Genomic DNA, 20,767 nt, shown 5'->3' with positions numbered 1-20,767 from the left:
AGTTAGATTTTATGGATAAATAAATGAGCGCTGGCAAATTATTTAATAGACTTCTTCGCGTCATTATTCTCATCTTTCTATTTGCCCAGACTAGCTTGGCTGATAATCCGCAAACGGTTGCCCAAACTCAAACTAAAATTAAACAATTAGACCAGCAAATTAATACGCTTAAACAAACGCTAGAAAAGGCTGCTGATAAAAAAGGCTTATTAACGCAAGAATTAGCCAAGAATGAAAAAGAAATTGCGACAACAGCAGGAAAATTACAAGTCATTCAACGTGAATTAACTATAAAACAACAGAAAGTTAATACGTTAAAACAACACATCAATGAACTTAATCAAAAACTTACTAACGAGCAAAAATTGCTTGTTGAACACTTACGTGTACGCTATAAAATGGGCGAATATCAACCTATTAAGTGGATAATCAATCAAAATGATTTATTTTCTATGAGCCGTTTACTTACTTATCATCAATATCTGGCTTCCTCTCGCCAACAGATGATTAATAAAATTGCTACTATGCAAAAATATTTAGCTGATAATCACGCTATTCTGAAAACAGAAATTGAAGGTAAACGCACGCTGCGGGAAAAAGTACATGCGGCTCAAGAAACACTTAAACGTAACCAAAAAAATCATGCGATTATTATGCAATCGTTAACTAGTGACATTCAAAATAAGCAGCAAGTTTTATTAGAATATGAACGCAATAAAGAAAACTTATCTCGCTTATTAAAAACGCTAACTTCACAATCTAATCTTTATATCCAACCTAAGCACCCTTTTGTACAAATGCGGCATAAATTGCGCCGACCTGTACAAACTGATAAGGCTAAGGCCCAAAAAATGAATCAAGGTATAACATTTTTTGCCTCTGAAGGTGCACCAGTTTATGCCATTTATCCGGGTAAAGTTGTGTTTAGTGATTGGTTAAATGGCTATGGCCTTTTAGTGATTATTGACCATGGTCAAGGGTATATGACGCTTTACGCCCATAATGAATCATTATATAAAAAAACAGGCACTGCTGTTTACCAAGGCGAGCAAATTGCTGCTGTAGGCCATACCGGTGGAATAAAACAAAACGGGCTATACTTTGAAATAAGGCGACATGGTAAAGCTATTCCACCACTTGATTGGCTGTCCTAAATTGTTTAGCCCAAAAACAATCATGCTTAGCAAGAGCACTGAGCTACCCTAGCTATAATTTAAGAATGCACCAGGCAACACGTGCAATAGGCGTGTAAAGGAAGCAGGTTATGCAAGCTATCTGAAATAAGTGGACTGACTGGCATCTATATTGCTTTATATAACGTATAGGCTAAGTTATAGGAATATTTAATAAATAAAAACAGAATTCTTATAGCAGAATGACTATATTTTATAGATAAATGATTTGATAACTGGAAGATGGCTAAGTATGCCAAACTTTCCTAGGAGAAACGATATGTTAACAAATCGGTTGTATGCAAGTGTCTTAGCAACGATAATGTCAACTACTTCTTTATTTCCCCTGCCGCTTCTTGCAGCCGAAGAAGTAACTTCTAATGCTGAACAAAATACAACTACGTCACGTGTTCCTATGGAAGATGTGCAGCGTTTTTCTAACGCGATTAATGAAATCAAAAAATACTACGTAAAACCGGTTGATGATAAGCAACTGTTTGATAATGCAATTCGTGGTATGTTAACTGGCCTAGATCCACATTCAGATTATTTAAATGAAGAAGAATTTAAGGACTTACAAACAGCTACCTCAGGTGAATTTGGTGGCCTTGGTATTGAAGTCACTATGGAAGAAGGTGTGGTTAAGGTAGTGACACCCTTAGTTGATACACCAGCATTTAGAGCAGGTATAAAAGCGGGTGATTATATCATTAAGCTAGGTAATAAATCCGTACAAGGAATTAGCCTAAAAGATGCTGTTGAATCAATGCGTGGTAAAGAAGGTTCAACAATTGATCTGACTATTTTACGTAAGGGTGAAACTAAACCTCTTGTTTTCTCACTAGTGCGTGAAAAAATTATTATAAAAAGTGTGAAAAGTAAATTACTCGATGGGAAATATGGGTATATTCGTTTGACACAATTCCAATCTATGACTAGTCAAGATATGGAAAAAGCAATTGCGCAGCTTAAGCAAGAAGCAGGCGGTAAATTAAAAGGTTTAATCCTTGATTTACGCAATAACCCCGGAGGATTACTTGACTCAGCCATTCAAATTGCTGATGACTTTATCAACAATGATAAGCAAGGCGAAGAAGAAATGATTGTTTATACTCAAGGAAGGCTACCAGGCTCAAAATTTACTGCCTTAGCTAACCCTGGTGATATTTTAGACAATGCGCCTATGGTTGTTTTAATTAATAATGGCTCAGCGTCAGCCGCGGAAATTGTTGCCGGAGCCTTAAAAGATAATAAACGAGCTATTATTGTTGGAACCCAAAGCTTTGGTAAAGGTTCAGTACAAACTGTATTACCCTTAGACGATAAACGAGCTATTAAATTAACTACAGCACTTTATTATACGCCTTCAGGCACGTCTATTCAGGCTAAAGGCATTACGCCTGATATTGTCATTGAAGAGGTAGAGGTTGCTAAAAATGATGATAATGATAAAAAATCAATTTTTTCAGGCTTCTCTGAAGCTGATCTGAGTGGCCACTTAGATAATGGCTCAAGCACCACCCCCGAAGAGCAGAAAACTATGCCTGCGCCTGCAGTTGGCGTTGATGAATCAATAAAAGATGATCAAGCCTTATTACATGAAGATTATCAATTATATACTGCATTAACTATTCTTAAAGGTTTAGCTGTCGCTAGGAAATAGTGGCTATATGTCTATCCCGTATCATGCCTCACCTGATATGGGATAGCATTCGTTTAATTCGCAGAATTTAAAAAAATCAAAGCCTTAAGTAAATCTCTTTTAACAAAGAGATTAGAGTTTTGTAAACTCCGGTTCATTTATTAAGCATAATTTGCTATCCTATACGGTCTATTTGCCTTTAATAAACTAGATGTAATGCGTTTTATTGCCCTTTTTCTTTTTTTAATTATTCATGTGCAGTGCTTTGCAACAGTAGATAAAGTATTTGAGTCTGTTAAAGCAAACCCTAAGAGATTGTATTCATTTTTAAAAGCGATGCCTAAGGGTGGCGAACTACACTACCATCTTGCCGGCGGTGCCTACCCTGAAGCCATGCTTGCCATTGCAGCAAAAAATAATTATTGTTTGGAATTACAAACTTTAACAGCAGCTTACAAACCTACTTGTACTAACGGAAACATTATATTAAGCCAAGTAACACCACAAGGCTCTCTTTATCAACAAATTATAAAAGCATGGTCTTTTAGAGATTTTAAGCTTAAGAAAGAAACAGGGCATGATCATTTCTTTAACTCCTTTTATAAATTTATACTTATCGTTTTAGATCACCCCGCTCCTTTGCTTGCAGAAGTGATGCAACGCGCCGCCTCGCAACATGAGCTCTATATGGAAATTATGTTAGCAGTTAGAGACACGAGACAAACGGTTATTAATAACCAGCCTATAGTGCCTAGTCACTTTAACAGCCTAAGACACCAATTGCTGGCTGATGACGTTTTTAAAGCTGATATGCAAAGTATTACGAAAGATGTCATGAAATTACTACCTGAAGCAAAACGCTACTTAGGCTGTAACACCAATCCTTTGCAAGAAGTATGTCAATTAAAAATTAATTTTGAATTACATGTGCTACGCGAGCAACCATTAACAAATGTCTTTGCACAAGCTTTACTGTATTTTAATATCGCTGCAAAAGTCCCTAATGTTGTTGCGGTAAATTTAGTACAGGCAGAAGATGGGCCAATTTCTTTAAGAGATTATCATCAGCAAATGCAGATTTTTAATTACATGCATCAAATTTACCCTAATGTCCACATTGCTCTGCATGCAGGCGAGCTATCAACTACAGCAAACGTGCCTACTTTGCATAAGGAAGATTTACGTTTCCATATTCAAGAAGCAATTAACTTAGGCCATGCTGAAAGAATTGGCCATGGTATTGATATTCCTTATGAAAATAATAATCATACAATTCTGAAAAAAATGGCAACACAGCGTATCCCTGTAGAAATTAACTTAACCAGTAATAAGAAAATCTTAAAAGTAGCTAAGAATAAACATCCGTTTAATTTATACTTAAAACACCAAGTACCCATTGTTTTATCTACCGATGATGAAGGCATATTACGTACTAATTTAACGAAGGAATACGCCACTGCGGTCACTGATTATCACCTTAACTACCAAACATTAAAGCGTATTAATCATAACGCCTTAACTTACAGTTTCTTACCTGGACAAAGCTTATGGGCTGATCCAATGACCTTAAAGCCTGTGCCAGCCTGTAAAGAGTTAACCAGCAAAACTTGCTTAAACTTTATTAAAAGTAGTGAAAAGGCAACGCTTCAAAGAAATCTTGCGCTAAAATTGCAAGCATTTGAAAATAGTTATAAGGGTAAGCAAGGATAATTTAATAAATAGGGGTAATAACGTTCCCTTCAAGCCCTTGATTACGCTTTGCTTCATCAAGGCTACGATAAACAACAAATATACCCTAAGATTTAAATTTAATTTAGAAGAAAATCATACTTAATAAAGTAGTAGCAACTAAATACCTTAATTAAACAGACGTATTTTTAGAAAAAATTTGTCTGTTCTTAAGACGAATTAAGTAATCCACAGCCTGAAAAGCTTCTTTTACTCTTTCCCCATTTGCTACTCGTTCTTGTAAAATGTCTAAGCTAGGCGCGGAAATAATACCATTACCTAGCAAAAGACCATCAAGGGCAAATTTGATAAAGCACTCTTTTACGTGCTCCCATATAAATTCATAATGATCGGTTCGCCCTTTCAGTAATAAACTAAGCGGAATATAGCCATTAAATGGCTTGTTCTGATGATAGTATTGCATGACCGCAGGAATTTCATAGGTACCGGCTTCTACTGTTTCAACATGGTAGCGATAGTGTGATTCTTTAAGGAGCTTAAGGCAGCTCTCTAATTGTTTTTCTGCTAGCTGCTCATAGTAATTAGACCAGACTACCAATATTTTTTGCTCTGACATAAAAACTTACCAGGGTTTACTATCGTTATTTATTAATCTGCAAATGGATTACGTAATATCATTGTCGAATCACGCTCAGGGCCCGTTGATAAAATATCAATAGGAACACCTAAAAGTTCTTCAATTCTAGCGATATAGGCTTTAGCATTTGCAGGAAGCGCATCGACAGACGTTAGATCAGCTGTTGATTCTTGCCAACCTGGCATTTCTTCATAAACAGGCTCTAGTCCTTCAAAATCATCTGCTGCTTGTGGAAAATCGGTAATTAATTCACCGCGGGAATTACGATAACCTGTTGCAATCTGCAGAGTATCTAAACCATCAAGAACATCTAATTTAGTTAAGCAGAGGCCAGAAATACTATTAATATCAATAGAGCGTCTTAACAAGACAATATCTAGCCATCCACAACGTCTTGGCCGCCCGGTAACTGCACCAAATTCATTACCGCGCTCAGCTAAGCGCTTGCCCACATCATCATTAAGCTCGGTTGGAAAAGGCCCGCCACCAACTCGAGTTGTGTAAGCTTTTGCAATACCTAATATGTAATCTAAATAACCTGGTCCAAAACCGGCACCATTCACCACACTACCTACACAAGTATTAGACGATGTAACATAAGGGTATGTGCCATGATCGATATCTAAATGAATGCCTTGCGCCCCTTCAAATAAAATAGAATCACCTTGCTTACGATGCTTATGTAATCGATTAGTTACATCACAAACCATTGCTTGTAGCTCTTGCGCCCAAATTAGAGCATCATCTAAGATGGGCTGTAATTCTACTTCAGGCTGCTCATAATAATTTTTTAACATAAAATTATGATAATGTAATAATTCCTTTAATTTCTCAGTAAATTTTTCCATGTTCAAAAGATCATTAACTTTGAGCGCTCTCCTGGCAATTTTATCTTCATAAGCAGGGCCAATACCTCGGCCTGTGGTACCAATAGCTGTATTACCTGTTTCTCTCGCTTTATCTAATGCGACGTGAGTAGGCAAAATAAGCGGGCATGATTGACTGATATGTAGGCGCTGGCGAACTTCAATGCCTTTGCTTTCAAGTTCGTTGATTTCTTTTAATAAATCCTTAGGCGATAAAACAACACCATTACCTATGTAACATTGCACATGGGCGCGCAATATACCCGAAGGAATTAATCTTAAAACCGTTTTCTCGCCATTAATTTTAAGTGTGTGGCCTGCATTGTGCCCACCTTGATAGCGAACTACAACCTGAACATCTCTGGTTAAGAGATCTACAATTTTACCCTTACCTTCATCACCCCATTGGGTTCCCACAATTACGACATTTTTACCCATAATTAACTCTTATTCTGCAAATTGGTGAACAATAGTAAGGAGTATTACTCCTGCTAACATACTTAGTAAACCTATAATACGCAATATCCTTTCATCCTGAATAATGACTTTGCTTAATAAATGCTTCCAGCGCTTTGGAAAACCAAATGGCATTAATCCCTCTAGAACAAATACTAAGGCTAAGGCTGAAAGAAAGTTGATTAACACGTACATAGCCTCCGCAAAAAAAAAGGTTAAGTACACTTAACCTGTTCTTAACTCAAAATTAAATAGCAATAAATTAACGCAGTTGTTACAGATACCAACTCACTTGTAATTTAACGGCAGTTTATTCTATCTAGATCCCGTACAAATGCTTGCGCACTTTACGGGATAAGGTTCGTTTAATGACCAAAACTAATAATTATAATCCGGTTTTCTTTTCTACTCCAATACCTTTTATCAAAGAATGCTTAAAGTAGTCAAAAAAAGCACTGCTTTGATCTAACACGAGTAACGTATGATCATTAGTTAGGCTAGCCTCGTATGCTTTCAAACTACGGTAAAAAGCAAAGAAATCTTGATTTTGGCTAAAAGCATTATTGTAAATAGCCGCAGCCTCCGCTTGCCCTTGTGCTCTTATAATTTCACCTTGGCTTTTAGCCTGAGCAATTAAAATAGTCACCTCAGCATCAGCTGATGCTTGAATGGCTTCAGCCTCAGCGATACCGTCAGCACGATGGCGGTTAGCAATTTTTTGCATGTCAGCACGCATTAACTGATAAACAGCATTACTCGTATTCGGTGGCAGCTCAATGCCTTTAACTCTTACATCAACCACGTCAATACCTAAACCGCGTGCCTGCTGCTCTGCTTTTTCCCTTAATAAAATCATGACATCATCACGGCCAGAAACTAAGTCAGAAATCGTGCGCTTACCAAATTCAGCCCTTAAAAACGTATTCAGTTGCTGCTCAAGAAGCGTTTCTGCTTTAAATTCATTACCTCCAGTTGATATAAAGTAATGAGCTAAGTTTGCAATACGCCACTTAACGTAATAATCAACAATAACGTCCTTTTTCTCACGCGTAACAATGCGTGAAGATTTAATATCTAACGTTTGTAAGCGTGTATCAAACACCCTAACACTTTCAATAAATGGTACTTTCACATGCAAGCCTGGTTGCAGCACTTTGGCTTGTTTAGTCTGTGAATCATTAACTAATCGACCTAAGCGAAGTAAAATACCCTGTTGCCCTTGTTGTATTGTAAATACACTTGCTAAGAACAGCATCAAAATAAAAAAAGCAAGTATCCCCAATAGTGTTTTTAATACATTCATTTATTCACTCCTTCCTGGACGGAGAGTTTGTCTAATGGTATTGCGAATTACTTTTGTATTGTCATTATTATTAACACCTAGGGATTGCTCTGCGACAGCATCGCTACCTTCTACAATACTTTGATTGGCATTCGTAGGTAGAGCGGTAGTAAGTTTATCTAGGGGTAGATAAATTAAATTACCAGCCTTTGCTTCTACAATCACTTTATTGGCTTGAGTTAATACTTTTTGCATGGTATCCAAATACATGCGTTCTGATGTAACAAAAGGCGACTGCACATAGAAAGGTAAGAGAGCTAAAAACTCAGCGACCTCACCCTTGGCACGTAACACGACTTGTCTAGCATAAGCTTGTGCTTCTTCAATGACGCGCTTTGCATTACCTTGAGCAATGGGCACAACTCGAGCCTGATAAGCGCGAGCTTGTTGTTTAAATCTCTTTTCATCTTCCTGCGCTTTAATTGCATCATCGAAAGCATCTTGTACATTTTCAGGCGCACGAGCTGGTTGTGGTGCCACATTTACAATGACGATGCCTGTTTTATAAGTATCTAATATTTTTACTAAGGAATCATAAACGTTATTCCCCCAAGCTTCCCGCCCCTCAGTAATGATTTCATCGAGTGTCGTTAAACCGACTACATGGCGTAATGCACTTGAGGTTGCTTGTTGCAGACTTTCTTCGGGATCAGTGACATTAAATAAATAAGCCTGTAAATCGCCAATACGATATTGAACAACTAAAGACACAGCAACTAAGTTTTCATCCTTAGTCAGCATTTGTGCTGAATAGGAGTAATCAGAAACACGCTCAACATTAACCACAATCTTAGAATCAATTAAGCGAGGTATCCAATGAGGCCCAGGCCCTACTGTTTTAATGTATTTGCCAAAACGCAAAATAGCAGCTTGCTCGGCAGGATCAACAATAAAAATCCCAGATAAGGCCCATAAAATAAAGAGAATTAATAAAACTATTAAAGCGATTAGACCGCCATTTCCCTTTGCTGCAACAGCGCCACCATTGGGTTCTTCTGGATCATCTGGTGCTTTATTCCCGCCTCTAAAGGCTTTTTTTAATTTACTTTGAAAGCGCTTTAAAGCCTCGTCTAAATCTGGTGGCTGTTTTTTGCCAGTCCATGGATCTTTATCATTCTCTGGCTCATTCCATCCCATTGGTCTCTCCGCCTTCTTAATTTAAAAAGAAAGCTAGAATTCTAGGGCTTACCTAAATTTTAAGCAAGGGTATAAGAGAATTGTGACAACTTTTCAGCAAATTGCCACAAAAATTATTATTATAAACTAACATTTATGGCAGCCAAAAACGTTATTCCGTAGAATATTAAGTATTTATGCAAAGTCCCAATTATAAATTTGATAAATTAACATAAACTTCAGGCTCAGGCTTAGTCATCTCCTCCACAATACGAGCCGTACGCGTGCTTGGATAATCTTTTGCATATTGACAAACATCAGTCCAATTATTAACTTGTCCTGTGGTAATTTTCGAGAGCATCTCACTCCATGGAGAATAGAAAGTTGATCGTTTAATACTTTCTCGATACCTTTTTACAAAACTCGCAAACAATTGCTCATCTTGATCAGCTTGACTGTGATTGACATCTAAAAGAAATAGCTTCTCACACTTAAACGCTAAGCGATCGGTAACCCCAAAGAATTTTTTTACCATTTGCGACCAGGTTTTACCTGAATAAACGATACCGTGCAGGGCATTATTTTTATCATGGCTTGCTCGTAAAAATTTAATACTCGCATGGCCATCTGCCGTGTATTCTTTTACCGCTTTTACAAGCTTAACTCTGTGGGTAGTTAATAAATCACGAAATAGTTCGTTAGTAGGCGCAGGCGTCCCATGACATAATAACATGGCAATGCCCTTTAAAGCTTGCTCTGGCTCTTTATTTTCTTGTAAACGTCTACATAATAACTCAATAGCAGTATGCCCCTCTGCATTTTTATTATTGGTTTGTTGTTCAACGATAGCACTTGCGCGCGGATGATTTAATAAAACTTTTAGAGCATCAATTTTACCTAAATGTGCTGCTAATAATAAGGGAGTTTCTTTAATATCTAGGCATGGATTGTCTACTTGTGCGCCAGCATTAAGCAGTTTATCTACTGCTTCAGGAAAATTTACTGCAACTGCTTGCTGCAATGGCTGTAAAAATCCTTGCATACCGTCTGCAACGGACACCCTACTTGCCTGATGAATATTTAAATTAAGCGCAAAGATTCTAGTAAAAACACTCACATCGCCTGATTCAATTGCATGAGATAGCATTGTTTGCCCGGTTTCATCATAAGAATTTAAGGCATGTTGACTTGCCCTACTACCTTGAGAAAGATGCGGTATTTTAGTTAACAATAGTGAGAGCAAATCAACTTTTTTAAGTTTTAATGTTAAGTGAATTGGCTGGTGCAAATAGGTGTCTATACCTTTTACAAAAAGGTAGTTAATAAATTCAATTAAATTTCTATTCTCAATTTCATGTTGTTGAATTAAATAATTTAAAATAGCTACCTGCTGACCATCTAGCCAAAAAGTACGCTCTAAAAATTGCGGGTCAACCGCTAATTGGCTATCAATAAACCTCTTAAAATCATCAATGGCCTCAAAATGCTGCGCTAACTCGTTAAATATATCCATATATTACCTCTTCATATTCAGACGTTAAAAAAACAGTCTATGAACTCAGGCTAGAAAAAATCTAGCCAACCATTACTTTTAATAACATATCACGATATGAGTTCACCATAATTATGATTCAATGCGCAACTAGCCAAAACTTAACTGTTCTTTTTAAGATAGATTAAGTCCCACACGCCATGACCTAGGCGATTGCCGCGCAATTCGAATTTAGTGATAGGCCGCTGGCTGGGTCTTGGGGCGAACCCACCCTGAGGTTGACTATTTTCTAAGGTTGATTCAGCCGACAAGACTTCTTGCATAGATTCAGCATAATCTTGCCAATCAGTAGCACAATGCAAAAAACCACCTGGTTTAAGACGCTCTGCAACTAATTTAACGAAGTTAGGCTGAATTAAGCGTCGTTTGTGGTGCCTTTTTTTATGCCAAGGATCGGGGAAAAAAATCTGCACACCTTGTAATGAGTCTGCCTTAATCTGCTGCTCTAAAACAAAAACAGCATCATACATAGCCACACGTACATTATTTATATCATTGTCATGCAAATCAGCAACTAAGCTCCCTACACCGGCTCGATGCACTTCAATACCAATAAAATTCGTCTGCGGGTTTTGCTTTGCCATGGCAATTAGAGAAGCCCCCATACCAAAACCAATTTCAATCACGGTGTTAGATACGCGATTAAAGATAGCCTGAAAATCCCAAGTGCGACCATCTATCGCTAACAAATAGGGCTCTAACAAATTATCAAGTGCAAATTGCTGTCGTTTACTGACCCGCCCAGCCCTAATGACAAAACTTTTAATTGTTTGTTGCATATAAATATAACTATCTCATCAAAAAATAACAATTATACGCTGATTGCCTATAATAGTAATTACTAGTCACCTTTTTAGTGAGTTAAGCTTTTTAAGAGACCTCTGGGATAACTATTTCGAGGAATGGCGTTTACCTTAAGTTATAAGGTAGCAATAAAGTAAAAGATGGCGGTTAAACAAATGGTTTAATAAAAAAAGGGTAAAAAACTCCCTTATTGATTGCAAATTTTTTCGTTTTTTGTTATAAAAGCGCTCTTTGCCTAACACTGAGCCAATTCCTAGGTTTAATGGTTTTGGATTTTCAGTTATGGTTTTATTTAGAAAAATTTGGAGTAACAGCATGTCAAGAGTATGTCAAGTTACTGGCAAGCGGCCCATGACTGGTCATAATGTATCACACGCCAATAATAAAACTAAACGACGCTTTCTACCTAACATTCAACAACGCCGATTTTGGGTTGAAGAGGAAAATCGCTTTGTTACATTAAAAGTAAGCATGAAAGGTATGCGCATTATTGATAAAAAAGGCATTAAAGCCGTTATTGATATATTACGCGAAAAAGGCGAAAAAGTTTAAATTAAGAGGAACGAACGACCATGGCAGCTGTCACTATTAAAGTCAAAATGGAGTCTACCGCAGGTACAGGTTATTTTGTAACTACGACAAAGAATCCTAGAAATTGTCCTGATAAATTAGAATTTAAAAAGTACGATCCAATTGTTCGTAAGCACGTTATATTTAAAGAGAAAAAAATAAAATAATTTCTGCTACAAGGTTATTTTTAATTCTATCAATTATCGCCTAATCACTAAATTAAATGAAGCCGCATTGTGCCGCATCCTGCGGCCGGCTTCTTTGCTGTTTTATCTTCTAAGACTAGTTATCGCTATGCCATTAGCTTCACATAATTCTGGAATATAAAGCTTAAATTATGAAATAGTTCGAGGGCTAATAAGCGACAAATTCATCAAGAATTAATTTATTCTCTATTGATCAACAAGTTATGATAATTTATAGTTACTAAAAGAAACTAGTTTTAACCTAGGAGGTTTTGGTTAGTTTATAATCAATTCTTTTATCACTATTTACGATGGGTTGACATACATAGTTATGTAGAAATCGCCCCAGCAACTAAGGAAATAAATGAAAATTTTACTCACGGGATGTGCGGGTTTTATAGGAATGCATACTACATTGCGTTTCTTACTCGATGGTCACGAAGTTGTTGGTATTGATAATCTTAACAATTATTATGACGTAAATTTAAAAAAAGCACGCTTAGCACAGCTAACTTCTAGCCCAGATTTTAAATTCTTTGAAGTAGATGTTGCTGATAAGCAAGCTATTGAAGAATTGTTTGCTGCGGAGAAACCAGACAGAGTAGTGCATTTAGCAGCTCAAGCGGGCGTTCGCTATTCTCTAATAAATCCTCATGCTTATATAGATTCTAATATTCAAGGGTTTATGAATATTTTAGAAGGATGCAGGTATAATGATGTTAATCATTTAGCGTATGCAAGTAGTTCCAGTGTTTATGGCAGCAATACTTGCCTACCCTTTGATGAGTCTCAAAATATTGATCACCCAATAAGCCTGTATGCTGCCACCAAAAAAGCCAATGAATTAATGGCTCACACTTACAGCCACTTATATAATCTACCCACTACGGGGCTGCGCTTTTTTACCGTATATGGTCCTTGGGGTCGACCTGATATGGCTTTATTTAAGTTTACACAAGCCATATTAGAAGGCAAACCAATAGATATTTATAACCATGGTAAGATGATACGAGATTTTACCTATATTGATGATATTGTTGAAGGCATTGTCAGGGTTACGCATAAACCAGCTACACCTGATGACAAATTTAATTCAGTAAAGCCTGACCCTGCAACTAGCAATGCCCCTTACCGTGTTTTTAATATCGGTAATAATAATCCAATCCCGCTAATCACTTATATCTCGGCGCTCGAAGAGGCCCTAGGTATAGAGGCACAAAAAAATTACCTACCTATGCAACCTGGTGATGTACCCGCTACTGCTGCAAATACGGACGCACTTAATCAATGGGTAGGGTTTAAGCCAGATACACCAATTCAAATGGGAATAAACAATTTTGTTAACTGGTATAAATCTTATTACAAAGTAGGAAACCCCGTCATTTAATCAATAAAATCAAGGATGAAATAGTATGTTAAATAACTTAATAGACAAGATTAAGAGCAAAGAAGCTATCATCGCTATTGTTGGACTAGGTTATGTTGGCCTGCCCTTGATGTTGCGATTTACAGAAGTTGGCTATCGCGTTTATGGCATCGACGTGGATGATAACAAAAACGAATTATTGAATCAAGGCGTTTCATATATCAAACATATCTCGGATGAACGAATTAAACGAGTTAAACATCTTTTTAATGCTACTTCTGATTTTGCAAAAGCGGCTGAGGCAGATGCTATTATACTTTGTGTTCCAACACCTTTAAATAAGTATAGAGAACCTGATTTAAGCTTTGTCTTGCAAACGATGGACTCTCTACAGCCTTATTTACAAAAAGGACAACTACTTTCCTTAGAAAGCACAACTTACCCTGGTACCACCGAAGAAGAATTAAAGCCAAGAATTGAGAGCACCGGTCTAATAGTGGGTCAGGATATTTTTCTTGTTTATTCGCCAGAACGTGAAGACCCAGGCAACCCTAATTATTCTACTGAAACAATACCTAAAGTATGCGGCGGTGATACTGCAAATTGCCAAGCAGCAGGCCATGCTTTATATTCCTCAATTATTAATCACGTTGTTTCTGTTTCAAATACTAAAGTAGCTGAAATGACTAAGCTGCTTGAAAATATTCATCGCTCAGTCAATATTGGCTTAGTCAATGAAATTAAAATATTAGCTGATAAAATGAATATTGATATTCACGAAGTAATAGAAGCAGCATCCACTAAACCTTTTGGATTTGTCGCCTATAACCCAGGACCAGGTATAGGAGGACACTGCATTCCAATAGATCCGTTTTATTTAACTTGGAAGGCTCGTGAATATGGCATACACACACGCTTTATTGAGCTCGCAGGAGAAATTAATAGCCACATGCCACATTGGGTTGTCAATAAAGTTGCTCATGCTATGAATCAACAAGAACAGCCTATAAAAAATAGTCGCATTCTTGTACTTGGCCTTGCTTATAAAAAAGATGTTGATGATGTTCGGGAATCGCCTTCAATAGAAATAATGGAATTGCTGCAAGAACGAGGAGCATTGATTAGTTATTCCGATCCACATGTCCCCGTTTTCCCACAGATGCGTGAGCACAACTTTGATTTAGCGAGTGTGGAATTAACTGCTTCTGCAATTAGCAGCTATGATTGCATTGTGTTAGCTACAGCACATCAGGCTTTCGACTATGAGTTGATTGCTGAAAATGCAAAATTAATTATTGATACGCGTGGGGCTTTTAGAAAATTTAAAAAAGCTAATATTATCAATGCCTGACACATCATTTATAACTATGATTTGCAAATTATAAACTAGTAAAAATCTCCTCTAGAGGAGATTTTTCTATGAAATGCTATCAAACTTAAGGGAAAAATGGCTATGATCACAGAAGCAGGTGATAATTCCACTGCTCTTTTAAATATAACGGATAAAATTCTATTAGAAGCAAAAAATGCTTATGAGCTAGATACAGCCAATTTACAGCTATTCGATAAATATGCCCAATTATTAATCAAGCATAATCACTTAAACCTAGCAGAAACACTCATTAACAACTCGCCCTTAATGAAGGATGATGGTGTTCAAGCGCAATTAGTTTATGCTCATTTACTATATAAAATGAAAAGATATGATGAATCAGATGTCATGTTTGATGAACTGGTTCTAAAGTTTTCCGAAAATCAATTATTACGCATGACCTATGCTCAGACTTTAAAGAAAAGAAGAAAGATAATTAAAGCCTATGAGACTATCAAACCACTAGACAGTAATACGTTAGATAAAAAACAACGTAAAGTTTATGATGACATCATAAACCTAATTAATCTCGTCGAAATGAAAGAAGGCAGAGCATTACAAACTAGTGATGACTTTGGTATTTTATCCATGAAACATGCTATCTTGCATTTTAAAAACAGCGTCGAAAAAGCAAAAGCACCCAATCAAGTTGGAAAAATTACTTTAATTACTGGCAGTTTAGGCCCAGGCGGCGCTGAGCGGCAAGTTTGTTTAACTGCTATTCATATCAATGAAAAACAAAAGCGCGGTGAATTAATTGCAGGTATACAGATTAATTCTGAAGTTGATGTTTTGATTAATGCCTATGATTTAGAAGAAGAAAAAAGCTTTTTCTTAAATTTTTTAAAAGAGCATCAGGTTAACTTATATCAAATTAAAAGTTTAACTCCCACACCGCTAGAAGAGCTTGCCCTTAACTCTCCTCCCCTTTTAAGTTTACTTAATGAAACCCCTAGTCAAATTCGTTATGGTTTAAATCACTTAGTTAACTATTTTCGCAATGCTAAAACAGAGATAGCGTTTATATGGCAAGATGGCGCAATTTTGTTTTCTGCTGTGGCAGCATTGGTTGCTGGCGTACCTAGGATTGTATTAAATTTTCGTGGCTTTCCTCCAAGTGTGCGACCACATCTATTTAAACCCGAATATGATACGCTCTATCGATGTTTAGCCGAAATTCCTAACGTTTCTTTTGTCACTAATACGGCAGCTACAGCTCGAGCTTACGCTGACTGGTTAGCTATCCCCTTTGAACGATTCTCAGTCATTTATAATGGTATTGCCCCGCCTGTTATTCAACCACAGCCGGAAGAAGAGGTGCTTTGGGCTAATTTTGCAGCTCAAACATCTGATGCCACTGAGACAATTGGTGGCGTGTTTAGATTCGAAACTGACAAGCGTCCTATACTAGTCATTCGCTTCATTAAGCGCTATCTTCAGAAGCATAGTCATACGCGCTTCATCTTAGTTGGCGAAGGACGCTTGCGCAGCCAATGTATTGCCTTAGCAGAGGAGCTAGGAATTTCTAATAGGATTTTATTTGTTGGTATAAGCAGAGCGGTAGGTTATTGGATGTTAAAAATGGATGCCATGATCTTGATGTCTCTTTATGAGGGTTTACCTAATGTTCTTATCGAAGCCCAATACATGGGAATTCCAGTCATTTCTACCCCAGCTGGTGGCGCCGAGGAATGCTTTATTCACGGTGAAACAGGTTTTATTTTAAATGATGCGCAAGAGCCCGATTTATTTGAAGCATGCGAAAAAGCAGCTAACATTATTGCCATGTTTAAAGCAAATCCCGAATTAAAAAAGAAAGCGCTAAATTATGCCAGCACAAATTTTTCTATTGCAGGTATGATTGAAACCACAATTAAAACCTTAACAAAGATAACCTCTCAACTACCAACGGAGCAGGCAGTGTGCGAAGAATTGATGTAAGACTTATTGTTCAACAAACTTTATTGCTAATAGTTTACTTTTTATTATTAAGCTGTACGATATTACCGCGAAGTGGCCCAACCACCTATGACATATACAGAAGCAGTTATGGCCAGACGCCTATTATTCCCATAACCCAAAATGTAGCGAACCTAACAAATATCAATACATTAACTACTTGGCCTTATTCTAATAAGACAGATCTTAGCACCTATGAGACATTAGATATTGGTGATAAATTAGACATCACTATTTGGGAAAATGCCTCAGAAGGATTGTATACAGGTGACCAGAAAGGCGCTGCTAACTTAGGCCAAGCTGTCGTTTCCGGCACAGGAACCATTTACATGCCTTATGTAGGCACCGTACACGCAGCAGGAAATACCATTGAGCAATTACAGCAGAAGATTGCAAAAATATTAAAAAATAAAGCCATTAATCCACAAGTCATCGTTAAAAAAGCAGAAGGTTTAAGTAAGCGAATAACGATTCAAGGTATTGTTGCAAAGCCTGGCACCTTTGAAATAACGCCAGGGCGACATGATTTCATTTCCGTACTTGCAGAAGCCGGAGGCTCAACGGTCATACCTGAGTTAACGGAAGTTTGGTTAGAAAGGCATGGCAAAAAAATGAAAACAACCCTTATAAATATATTTCAATCACCTCATAAAAATATTGATTTACGCCCAGGTGATAATCTAGTTCTAAGCGAAATAAATCGCTCATTTACCGTTCTTGGGGCAACAGGAACGCAGAAATTAATTAAATTCCCTAAGAGTGAATTATCATTAATTGAGGCTATTGGATTATCTAGCGGCCTAAGTGATGATCTCGCTAATCCGGCAGGCGTTTTTCTATTAAGACGTGAAAAGGCTACTATTTTAAATCTACTATCACCTTCGCGCAGGAGAATATTTGCTGGGCCTTCGCAAGTCATCTACAAATTAAACATGAAACAAACACACGCAGTCTTTGCTGCCCAACAATTTAAAATAAGAGACGGTGATCTAATTATTACCACGGATGCGCCTTATACTAATATTAGAAAAATCTTATCTAGCTTAAGTCCTGCTATAGGACTTGGAAGAACATTCTAACTTTAAGGGAATAGGATTAAGAAGAAATTTTTAAAAATATGAACCATGAATGAAATTATAAATACTCTCATTATTAAAGATATAAAATCTAGGTTTTCTGGCGACACCTTAGCTTATATTTGGGCATTTATAAACCCCCTAGCCTGGATAGGCGCCTTAATTATTTTCTTTTCGATATTAGGAAAACAAGTACCTATCTATACCGACATTATCAGCTTTCTTATACCCGGTATGCTGTCTTATATCCTATTTAGGTATACGATTAATTCCATTATGAGGACTAAAAAAACGAGTAGATCGCTTCTCCACATTCCAAGCATAACACCTATCACTGTAATAGCTGCTGCGGCATTAATTGAATTATTAAATGGTATTATCGTTTTTTTAATATTAATTACCTTAAATTTTTTCCTTTTTGATAAAATAGAATGTCATGATCCATTAGTCATGATTTACGGTTACCTGTGTGCCTGGGGAACGGGTATCGCTGTAGGAAGTTTCGCTGCTGAACTATCAAGCCTATACCCTATGGTCGAAAAAATATTACCTATTATATTAAGGCCTGTTTTTTGGATTTCTGGCGTATTTTATACAGCGAACGAATTGCCTGAATGGATAGCTGAAATAGGATCTATAAATCCTTTGTTTCAGTCAATTGAAATTATTCGCGATGGTACATTTCTAAGTTATCATTCTAGAATGGCTATCTATTACCAACCTATCCTATTTATTGCGTTGATAATTAGTATTACCTTCATTATGAGAATGAATCGGCAAAAATTATACCAAAGTGTTTAGTTGTTTAAGGGTAAATAGTTAGCTTTCCACAGCTATTTACTAAGATAAACTAATTTTGAAACCAGGTGAGACCTTGCTAGGCTTTATAAACGGCACTAAATATTTTAAAACGATTAACGGCATACAAGTTGTGCTTAATAATGCAACTTTCTTAGCTGAAGAGCATCAGAAAATTGGCATATTAAGTGGCATTGGTGCCGGTAAAAGTACGATTATAAAAATTCTTGCAGGCACGCAAAAGCTTAATAGCGGATTTTTAATTAAAAAACACACAGCCTGGCCTTTAGGTTATGCTGGTGCCTTTCACCCTTTTTTAACGGCAAATGAAAATATAAAAATTATTGCGCAATTAAATTACCTTGATCCGTTTGATTTAAGAGTATTTTGCCAAGATTTTATTGAATTATCTGATACGGAACTTAATGCAAAAATGGGGGCTTACTCTGCTAATATGCGCGCAAAATTAGGTTTTGCACTAAGTCTGGCTATTCCTTGTGATTTCTTTTTGGCTGAGGAAAAATTAAGTGTAGGCGATGATGATTTCAGAATAAAGTGTGAAGTGGCTTTAGAGTTAAGATTAAAACATTCAGGGCTAATCTTTTTTTCGCGAAATCCTAAGCTTACTCAAAACATTTGCACTAAACATGGCTTATTACGGGATGGAAAAATTATTATGTATGAATCACATGAAGAAGCCAGTTATATTTTTGCACAAGATATAAGCCTAGTATGAAGGATAAATAAGCCCTTACATGGATATAAACAATTATGATGGATGATAGTGAAGAAAAGCGCCTTCTTGAGAAAAAAAAATTCAACGAAGAACGCATACAGGCCTGGCGAGCTGAGCGGTTAGCTGCTGCTGAAATTGCATCGCAAGAGCGTAAGCAAAAAGCGGAAACAGAACGAGAGCTACGCGCTGAACAGTTTAGACGCCAGCGTCAAGAAGAAATCGATGCCTTAGAAAGAGAGAAAAAAGCAGCAGCACTAGAAAAGCTTCCGAGCTTAGAAAGAATTCATGAAACACGCCAAGCTATTGTTTTTGAGCATCATCGTAGAAAGCGTTTATTTTTAAAACAAATAACACTATTGGTCATAGCATCTATCGTGCTAACTACCATTATATCCTTTTTTACCACACCTTTTTATGAGGCAGAATCTATCGTCACGATAAAAACGAACGCACCCAATGAAAATACCATAGGCTCATCAATCATACCAACCTCAGTTAGCCCAAATACCATGCAAAATATTTTTTCTGCTAGAGAATATATTTTTTCTCGTGAAATGATGAATCGAATGGAAAAAGACCAGGGCTTTATCAGTTATTTTAAAAATAATGATATTCATTTTTTATCTCGGCCTTTTTCAAACAGGCTAATTGGTAAAGATGATTTTAATTATTATAAACGCCGCGTCAAAGTAGGAATTGACATACAAGAAGGCCTCTTAAAAGTAAAAGTGCAAGCAAAAACGCCAAGTGATGCAAAACGGTTTGCTGACGCCTTATTACTTTATGCAGAAAAATGGGTAAATTCTTTATCAAATCGCATGGCTAGCGATAAAATAAAAGAAGCAGAAGACAATCTAGCCGCACGAGAACAGAACCTACACACCGCTAGAAAGCGAATTGTTAATTTTCAAATTTCCAAGCGTGATTTAAACCCTAGAGAAACCGTCGCTGCCATCTATGCTAACATCAACGATATTAAAGTTAAGATCAAAGAAACAGAAAGAGAAATTGCTGTTTATAAAAAAGCAGGCGTTAACAATAGCCCTGTGGTTGATCGTTTAAACGAGCGTTTGTCTGTTTTACGCCAACAACAGAAGAGCTTAAATCTCCGCTTAGTGGGCCATGGAGAGTTCTCTATGAATAAAGTGCTATCAGGTTTTGAGAGCGCTATTATTTTAAGGGATGTGGCTGAAAAAGAATGGGAAGCAGCACTTAAGTATCTTGCAAACATTAAAACCGAAGTGTTTAATCAACGCCAATATTTTCTTACCATTGTGCCACCCATTACCTCCCCCTTACCCGTTGAACCACAACCCTTAAAATTATTCCTATTAATTTTAATTGTGTTATATGGCGTAATTACTTTATTATCTTTAGTAAGGACTGCTGTAAAAATTTCAATAAAAACTTAAAAAAACGATGGAAACGA

The 20,767-nt window shown here is 36.9% G+C and carries 19 protein-coding genes; 12 read left to right on the top strand and 7 right to left on the bottom strand.

The window, feature by feature from the left end; all coding sequences use genetic code 11:
* Window positions 1-23 precede the first annotated feature (23 nt).
* The 3 genes from DYE47_RS02925 to DYE47_RS02915 all read left to right on the top strand — a co-directional run bounded on the left by DYE47_RS02925 (window position 24) and on the right by DYE47_RS02915 (window position 4,524).
* Entirely contained in the window at window positions 24-1,154 is a 1,131-nt protein-coding gene (locus tag DYE47_RS02925) for a murein hydrolase activator EnvC family protein (RefSeq protein WP_115301831.1), read from the top strand.
* A 298-nt stretch (window positions 1,155-1,452) separates the two neighbouring features.
* Window positions 1,453-2,835 carry a S41 family peptidase gene (locus DYE47_RS02920; RefSeq protein WP_115301830.1) on the top strand — a complete coding sequence of 461 codons (1,383 nt, stop codon included), beginning with the start codon at window positions 1,453-1,455 and terminating at the stop codon, window positions 2,833-2,835.
* A gap of 195 nt (window positions 2,836-3,030) precedes the next feature.
* Window positions 3,031-4,524, top strand: a complete 1,494-nt coding sequence (locus DYE47_RS02915) for an adenosine deaminase family protein (RefSeq protein ID WP_115301829.1) — start codon at window positions 3,031-3,033, stop codon at window positions 4,522-4,524.
* A 151-nt stretch (window positions 4,525-4,675) separates the two neighbouring features.
* Here DYE47_RS02915 and DYE47_RS02910 read toward each other — a convergent pair whose 3' ends face one another.
* From DYE47_RS02910 to trmB, 7 genes are all read right to left on the bottom strand, one after another.
* Entirely contained in the window at window positions 4,676-5,119 is a 444-nt protein-coding gene (locus tag DYE47_RS02910) for a 6,7-dimethyl-8-ribityllumazine synthase (RefSeq protein WP_115301828.1), read from the bottom strand.
* 32 nt (window positions 5,120-5,151) lie between these two features.
* Entirely contained in the window at window positions 5,152-6,444 is a 1,293-nt protein-coding gene (locus tag DYE47_RS02905) for an adenylosuccinate synthase (protein ID WP_115301827.1), read from the bottom strand.
* Window positions 6,445-6,453: 9 nt separating this feature from the next.
* Window positions 6,454-6,657: a DUF2065 domain-containing protein gene (locus DYE47_RS02900; protein ID WP_242604252.1), complete on the bottom strand. Its 204-nt coding sequence runs from the start codon at window positions 6,655-6,657 to the stop codon at window positions 6,454-6,456.
* A 190-nt stretch (window positions 6,658-6,847) separates the two neighbouring features.
* Window positions 6,848-7,765, bottom strand: a complete 918-nt coding sequence (gene hflC, locus DYE47_RS02895; RefSeq protein ID WP_115301825.1) for a protease modulator HflC — start codon at window positions 7,763-7,765, stop codon at window positions 6,848-6,850.
* Window positions 7,766-8,941, bottom strand: coding sequence for an FtsH protease activity modulator HflK (gene hflK / locus DYE47_RS02890; protein ID WP_115301824.1), 1,176 nt, complete (start codon window positions 8,939-8,941; stop codon window positions 7,766-7,768).
* Window positions 8,942-9,131: 190 nt separating this feature from the next.
* A complete protein-coding gene (locus tag DYE47_RS02885) occupies window positions 9,132-10,433 on the bottom strand; it encodes an ankyrin repeat domain-containing protein (protein ID WP_115301823.1) in 1,302 nt (433 codons plus the stop codon).
* 140 nt (window positions 10,434-10,573) lie between these two features.
* On the bottom strand, window positions 10,574-11,251 hold the full coding sequence (gene trmB / locus DYE47_RS02880; protein WP_115301822.1) for a tRNA (guanosine(46)-N7)-methyltransferase TrmB: 678 nt from the start codon (window positions 11,249-11,251) through the stop codon (window positions 10,574-10,576).
* A gap of 340 nt (window positions 11,252-11,591) precedes the next feature.
* On the opposite strand from trmB, the gene rpmB reads away from it, so the two are divergent.
* The 9 genes from rpmB to DYE47_RS02830 all read left to right on the top strand — a co-directional run bounded on the left by rpmB (window position 11,592) and on the right by DYE47_RS02830 (window position 20,750).
* Window positions 11,592-11,828, top strand: coding sequence for a 50S ribosomal protein L28 (rpmB, locus tag DYE47_RS02870; RefSeq protein WP_115301820.1), 237 nt, complete (start codon window positions 11,592-11,594; stop codon window positions 11,826-11,828).
* A gap of 20 nt (window positions 11,829-11,848) precedes the next feature.
* The gene (gene rpmG, locus DYE47_RS02865) at window positions 11,849-12,013 is read left to right on the top strand and encodes a 50S ribosomal protein L33 (RefSeq protein ID WP_115301819.1); all 165 of its coding nucleotides are present in this window, start codon (window positions 11,849-11,851) and stop codon (window positions 12,011-12,013) included.
* 382 nt (window positions 12,014-12,395) lie between these two features.
* Window positions 12,396-13,418 carry an NAD-dependent epimerase gene (locus DYE47_RS02860; RefSeq protein ID WP_115301818.1) on the top strand — a complete coding sequence of 341 codons (1,023 nt, stop codon included), beginning with the start codon at window positions 12,396-12,398 and terminating at the stop codon, window positions 13,416-13,418.
* Window positions 13,419-13,443: 25 nt separating this feature from the next.
* The gene (locus DYE47_RS02855) at window positions 13,444-14,748 is read left to right on the top strand and encodes a nucleotide sugar dehydrogenase (RefSeq protein WP_115301817.1); all 1,305 of its coding nucleotides are present in this window, start codon (window positions 13,444-13,446) and stop codon (window positions 14,746-14,748) included.
* 96 nt (window positions 14,749-14,844) lie between these two features.
* Entirely contained in the window at window positions 14,845-16,710 is a 1,866-nt protein-coding gene (locus DYE47_RS02850) for a glycosyltransferase (protein ID WP_115301816.1), read from the top strand.
* On the top strand, window positions 16,692-17,807 hold the full coding sequence (locus DYE47_RS02845) for a polysaccharide biosynthesis/export family protein (RefSeq protein ID WP_115301815.1): 1,116 nt from the start codon (window positions 16,692-16,694) through the stop codon (window positions 17,805-17,807). The genes DYE47_RS02850 and DYE47_RS02845 overlap by 19 nt, the downstream gene beginning before the upstream one ends.
* A 45-nt stretch (window positions 17,808-17,852) precedes the next feature.
* On the top strand, window positions 17,853-18,605 hold the full coding sequence (locus DYE47_RS02840) for an ABC transporter permease (protein ID WP_115301814.1): 753 nt from the start codon (window positions 17,853-17,855) through the stop codon (window positions 18,603-18,605).
* Between the two features lie 55 nt (window positions 18,606-18,660).
* Window positions 18,661-19,338: a P-loop NTPase family protein gene (locus tag DYE47_RS02835; protein ID WP_131750101.1), complete on the top strand. Its 678-nt coding sequence runs from the start codon at window positions 18,661-18,663 to the stop codon at window positions 19,336-19,338.
* Window positions 19,339-19,373: 35 nt separating this feature from the next.
* A complete protein-coding gene (locus DYE47_RS02830) occupies window positions 19,374-20,750 on the top strand; it encodes a hypothetical protein (protein ID WP_115301812.1) in 1,377 nt (458 codons plus the stop codon).
* Window positions 20,751-20,767: the final 17 nt, after the last annotated feature.

Origin of the sequence: Legionella beliardensis, assembly GCF_900452395.1 — a bacterium.
Classification (GTDB): domain Bacteria; phylum Pseudomonadota; class Gammaproteobacteria; order Legionellales; family Legionellaceae; genus Legionella_C; species Legionella_C beliardensis.
The sequence above is the reverse complement of the archived record's forward strand: the minus strand, read 5'-3'. Positions and strand labels throughout refer to the sequence as shown.

What these genes read in the sequence shown, in the direction of transcription:
- DYE47_RS02925 (WP_115301831.1), top strand. Translation starts at nt 24, where the DNA reads ATGAGCGCTGGCAAATTATTTAATAGACTTCTTCGCGTCATTATTCTC.
- DYE47_RS02920 (WP_115301830.1), top strand. Translation starts at nt 1,453, where the DNA reads ATGTTAACAAATCGGTTGTATGCAAGTGTCTTAGCAACGATAATGTCA.
- DYE47_RS02915 (WP_115301829.1), top strand. Translation starts at nt 3,031, where the DNA reads ATGCGTTTTATTGCCCTTTTTCTTTTTTTAATTATTCATGTGCAGTGC.
- DYE47_RS02910 (WP_115301828.1), bottom strand. Translation starts at nt 5,119, where the DNA reads ATGTCAGAGCAAAAAATATTGGTAGTCTGGTCTAATTACTATGAGCAG.
- DYE47_RS02905 (WP_115301827.1), bottom strand. Translation starts at nt 6,444, where the DNA reads ATGGGTAAAAATGTCGTAATTGTGGGAACCCAATGGGGTGATGAAGGT.
- DYE47_RS02900 (WP_242604252.1), bottom strand. Translation starts at nt 6,657, where the DNA reads ATGTACGTGTTAATCAACTTTCTTTCAGCCTTAGCCTTAGTATTTGTT.
- hflC (WP_115301825.1), bottom strand. Translation starts at nt 7,765, where the DNA reads ATGAATGTATTAAAAACACTATTGGGGATACTTGCTTTTTTTATTTTG.
- hflK (WP_115301824.1), bottom strand. Translation starts at nt 8,941, where the DNA reads ATGGGATGGAATGAGCCAGAGAATGATAAAGATCCATGGACTGGCAAA.
- DYE47_RS02885 (WP_115301823.1), bottom strand. Translation starts at nt 10,433, where the DNA reads ATGGATATATTTAACGAGTTAGCGCAGCATTTTGAGGCCATTGATGAT.
- trmB (WP_115301822.1), bottom strand. Translation starts at nt 11,251, where the DNA reads ATGCAACAAACAATTAAAAGTTTTGTCATTAGGGCTGGGCGGGTCAGT.
- rpmB (WP_115301820.1), top strand. Translation starts at nt 11,592, where the DNA reads ATGTCAAGAGTATGTCAAGTTACTGGCAAGCGGCCCATGACTGGTCAT.
- rpmG (WP_115301819.1), top strand. Translation starts at nt 11,849, where the DNA reads ATGGCAGCTGTCACTATTAAAGTCAAAATGGAGTCTACCGCAGGTACA.
- DYE47_RS02860 (WP_115301818.1), top strand. Translation starts at nt 12,396, where the DNA reads ATGAAAATTTTACTCACGGGATGTGCGGGTTTTATAGGAATGCATACT.
- DYE47_RS02855 (WP_115301817.1), top strand. Translation starts at nt 13,444, where the DNA reads ATGTTAAATAACTTAATAGACAAGATTAAGAGCAAAGAAGCTATCATC.
- DYE47_RS02850 (WP_115301816.1), top strand. Translation starts at nt 14,845, where the DNA reads ATGGCTATGATCACAGAAGCAGGTGATAATTCCACTGCTCTTTTAAAT.
- DYE47_RS02840 (WP_115301814.1), top strand. Translation starts at nt 17,853, where the DNA reads ATGAATGAAATTATAAATACTCTCATTATTAAAGATATAAAATCTAGG.
- DYE47_RS02830 (WP_115301812.1), top strand. Translation starts at nt 19,374, where the DNA reads ATGATGGATGATAGTGAAGAAAAGCGCCTTCTTGAGAAAAAAAAATTC.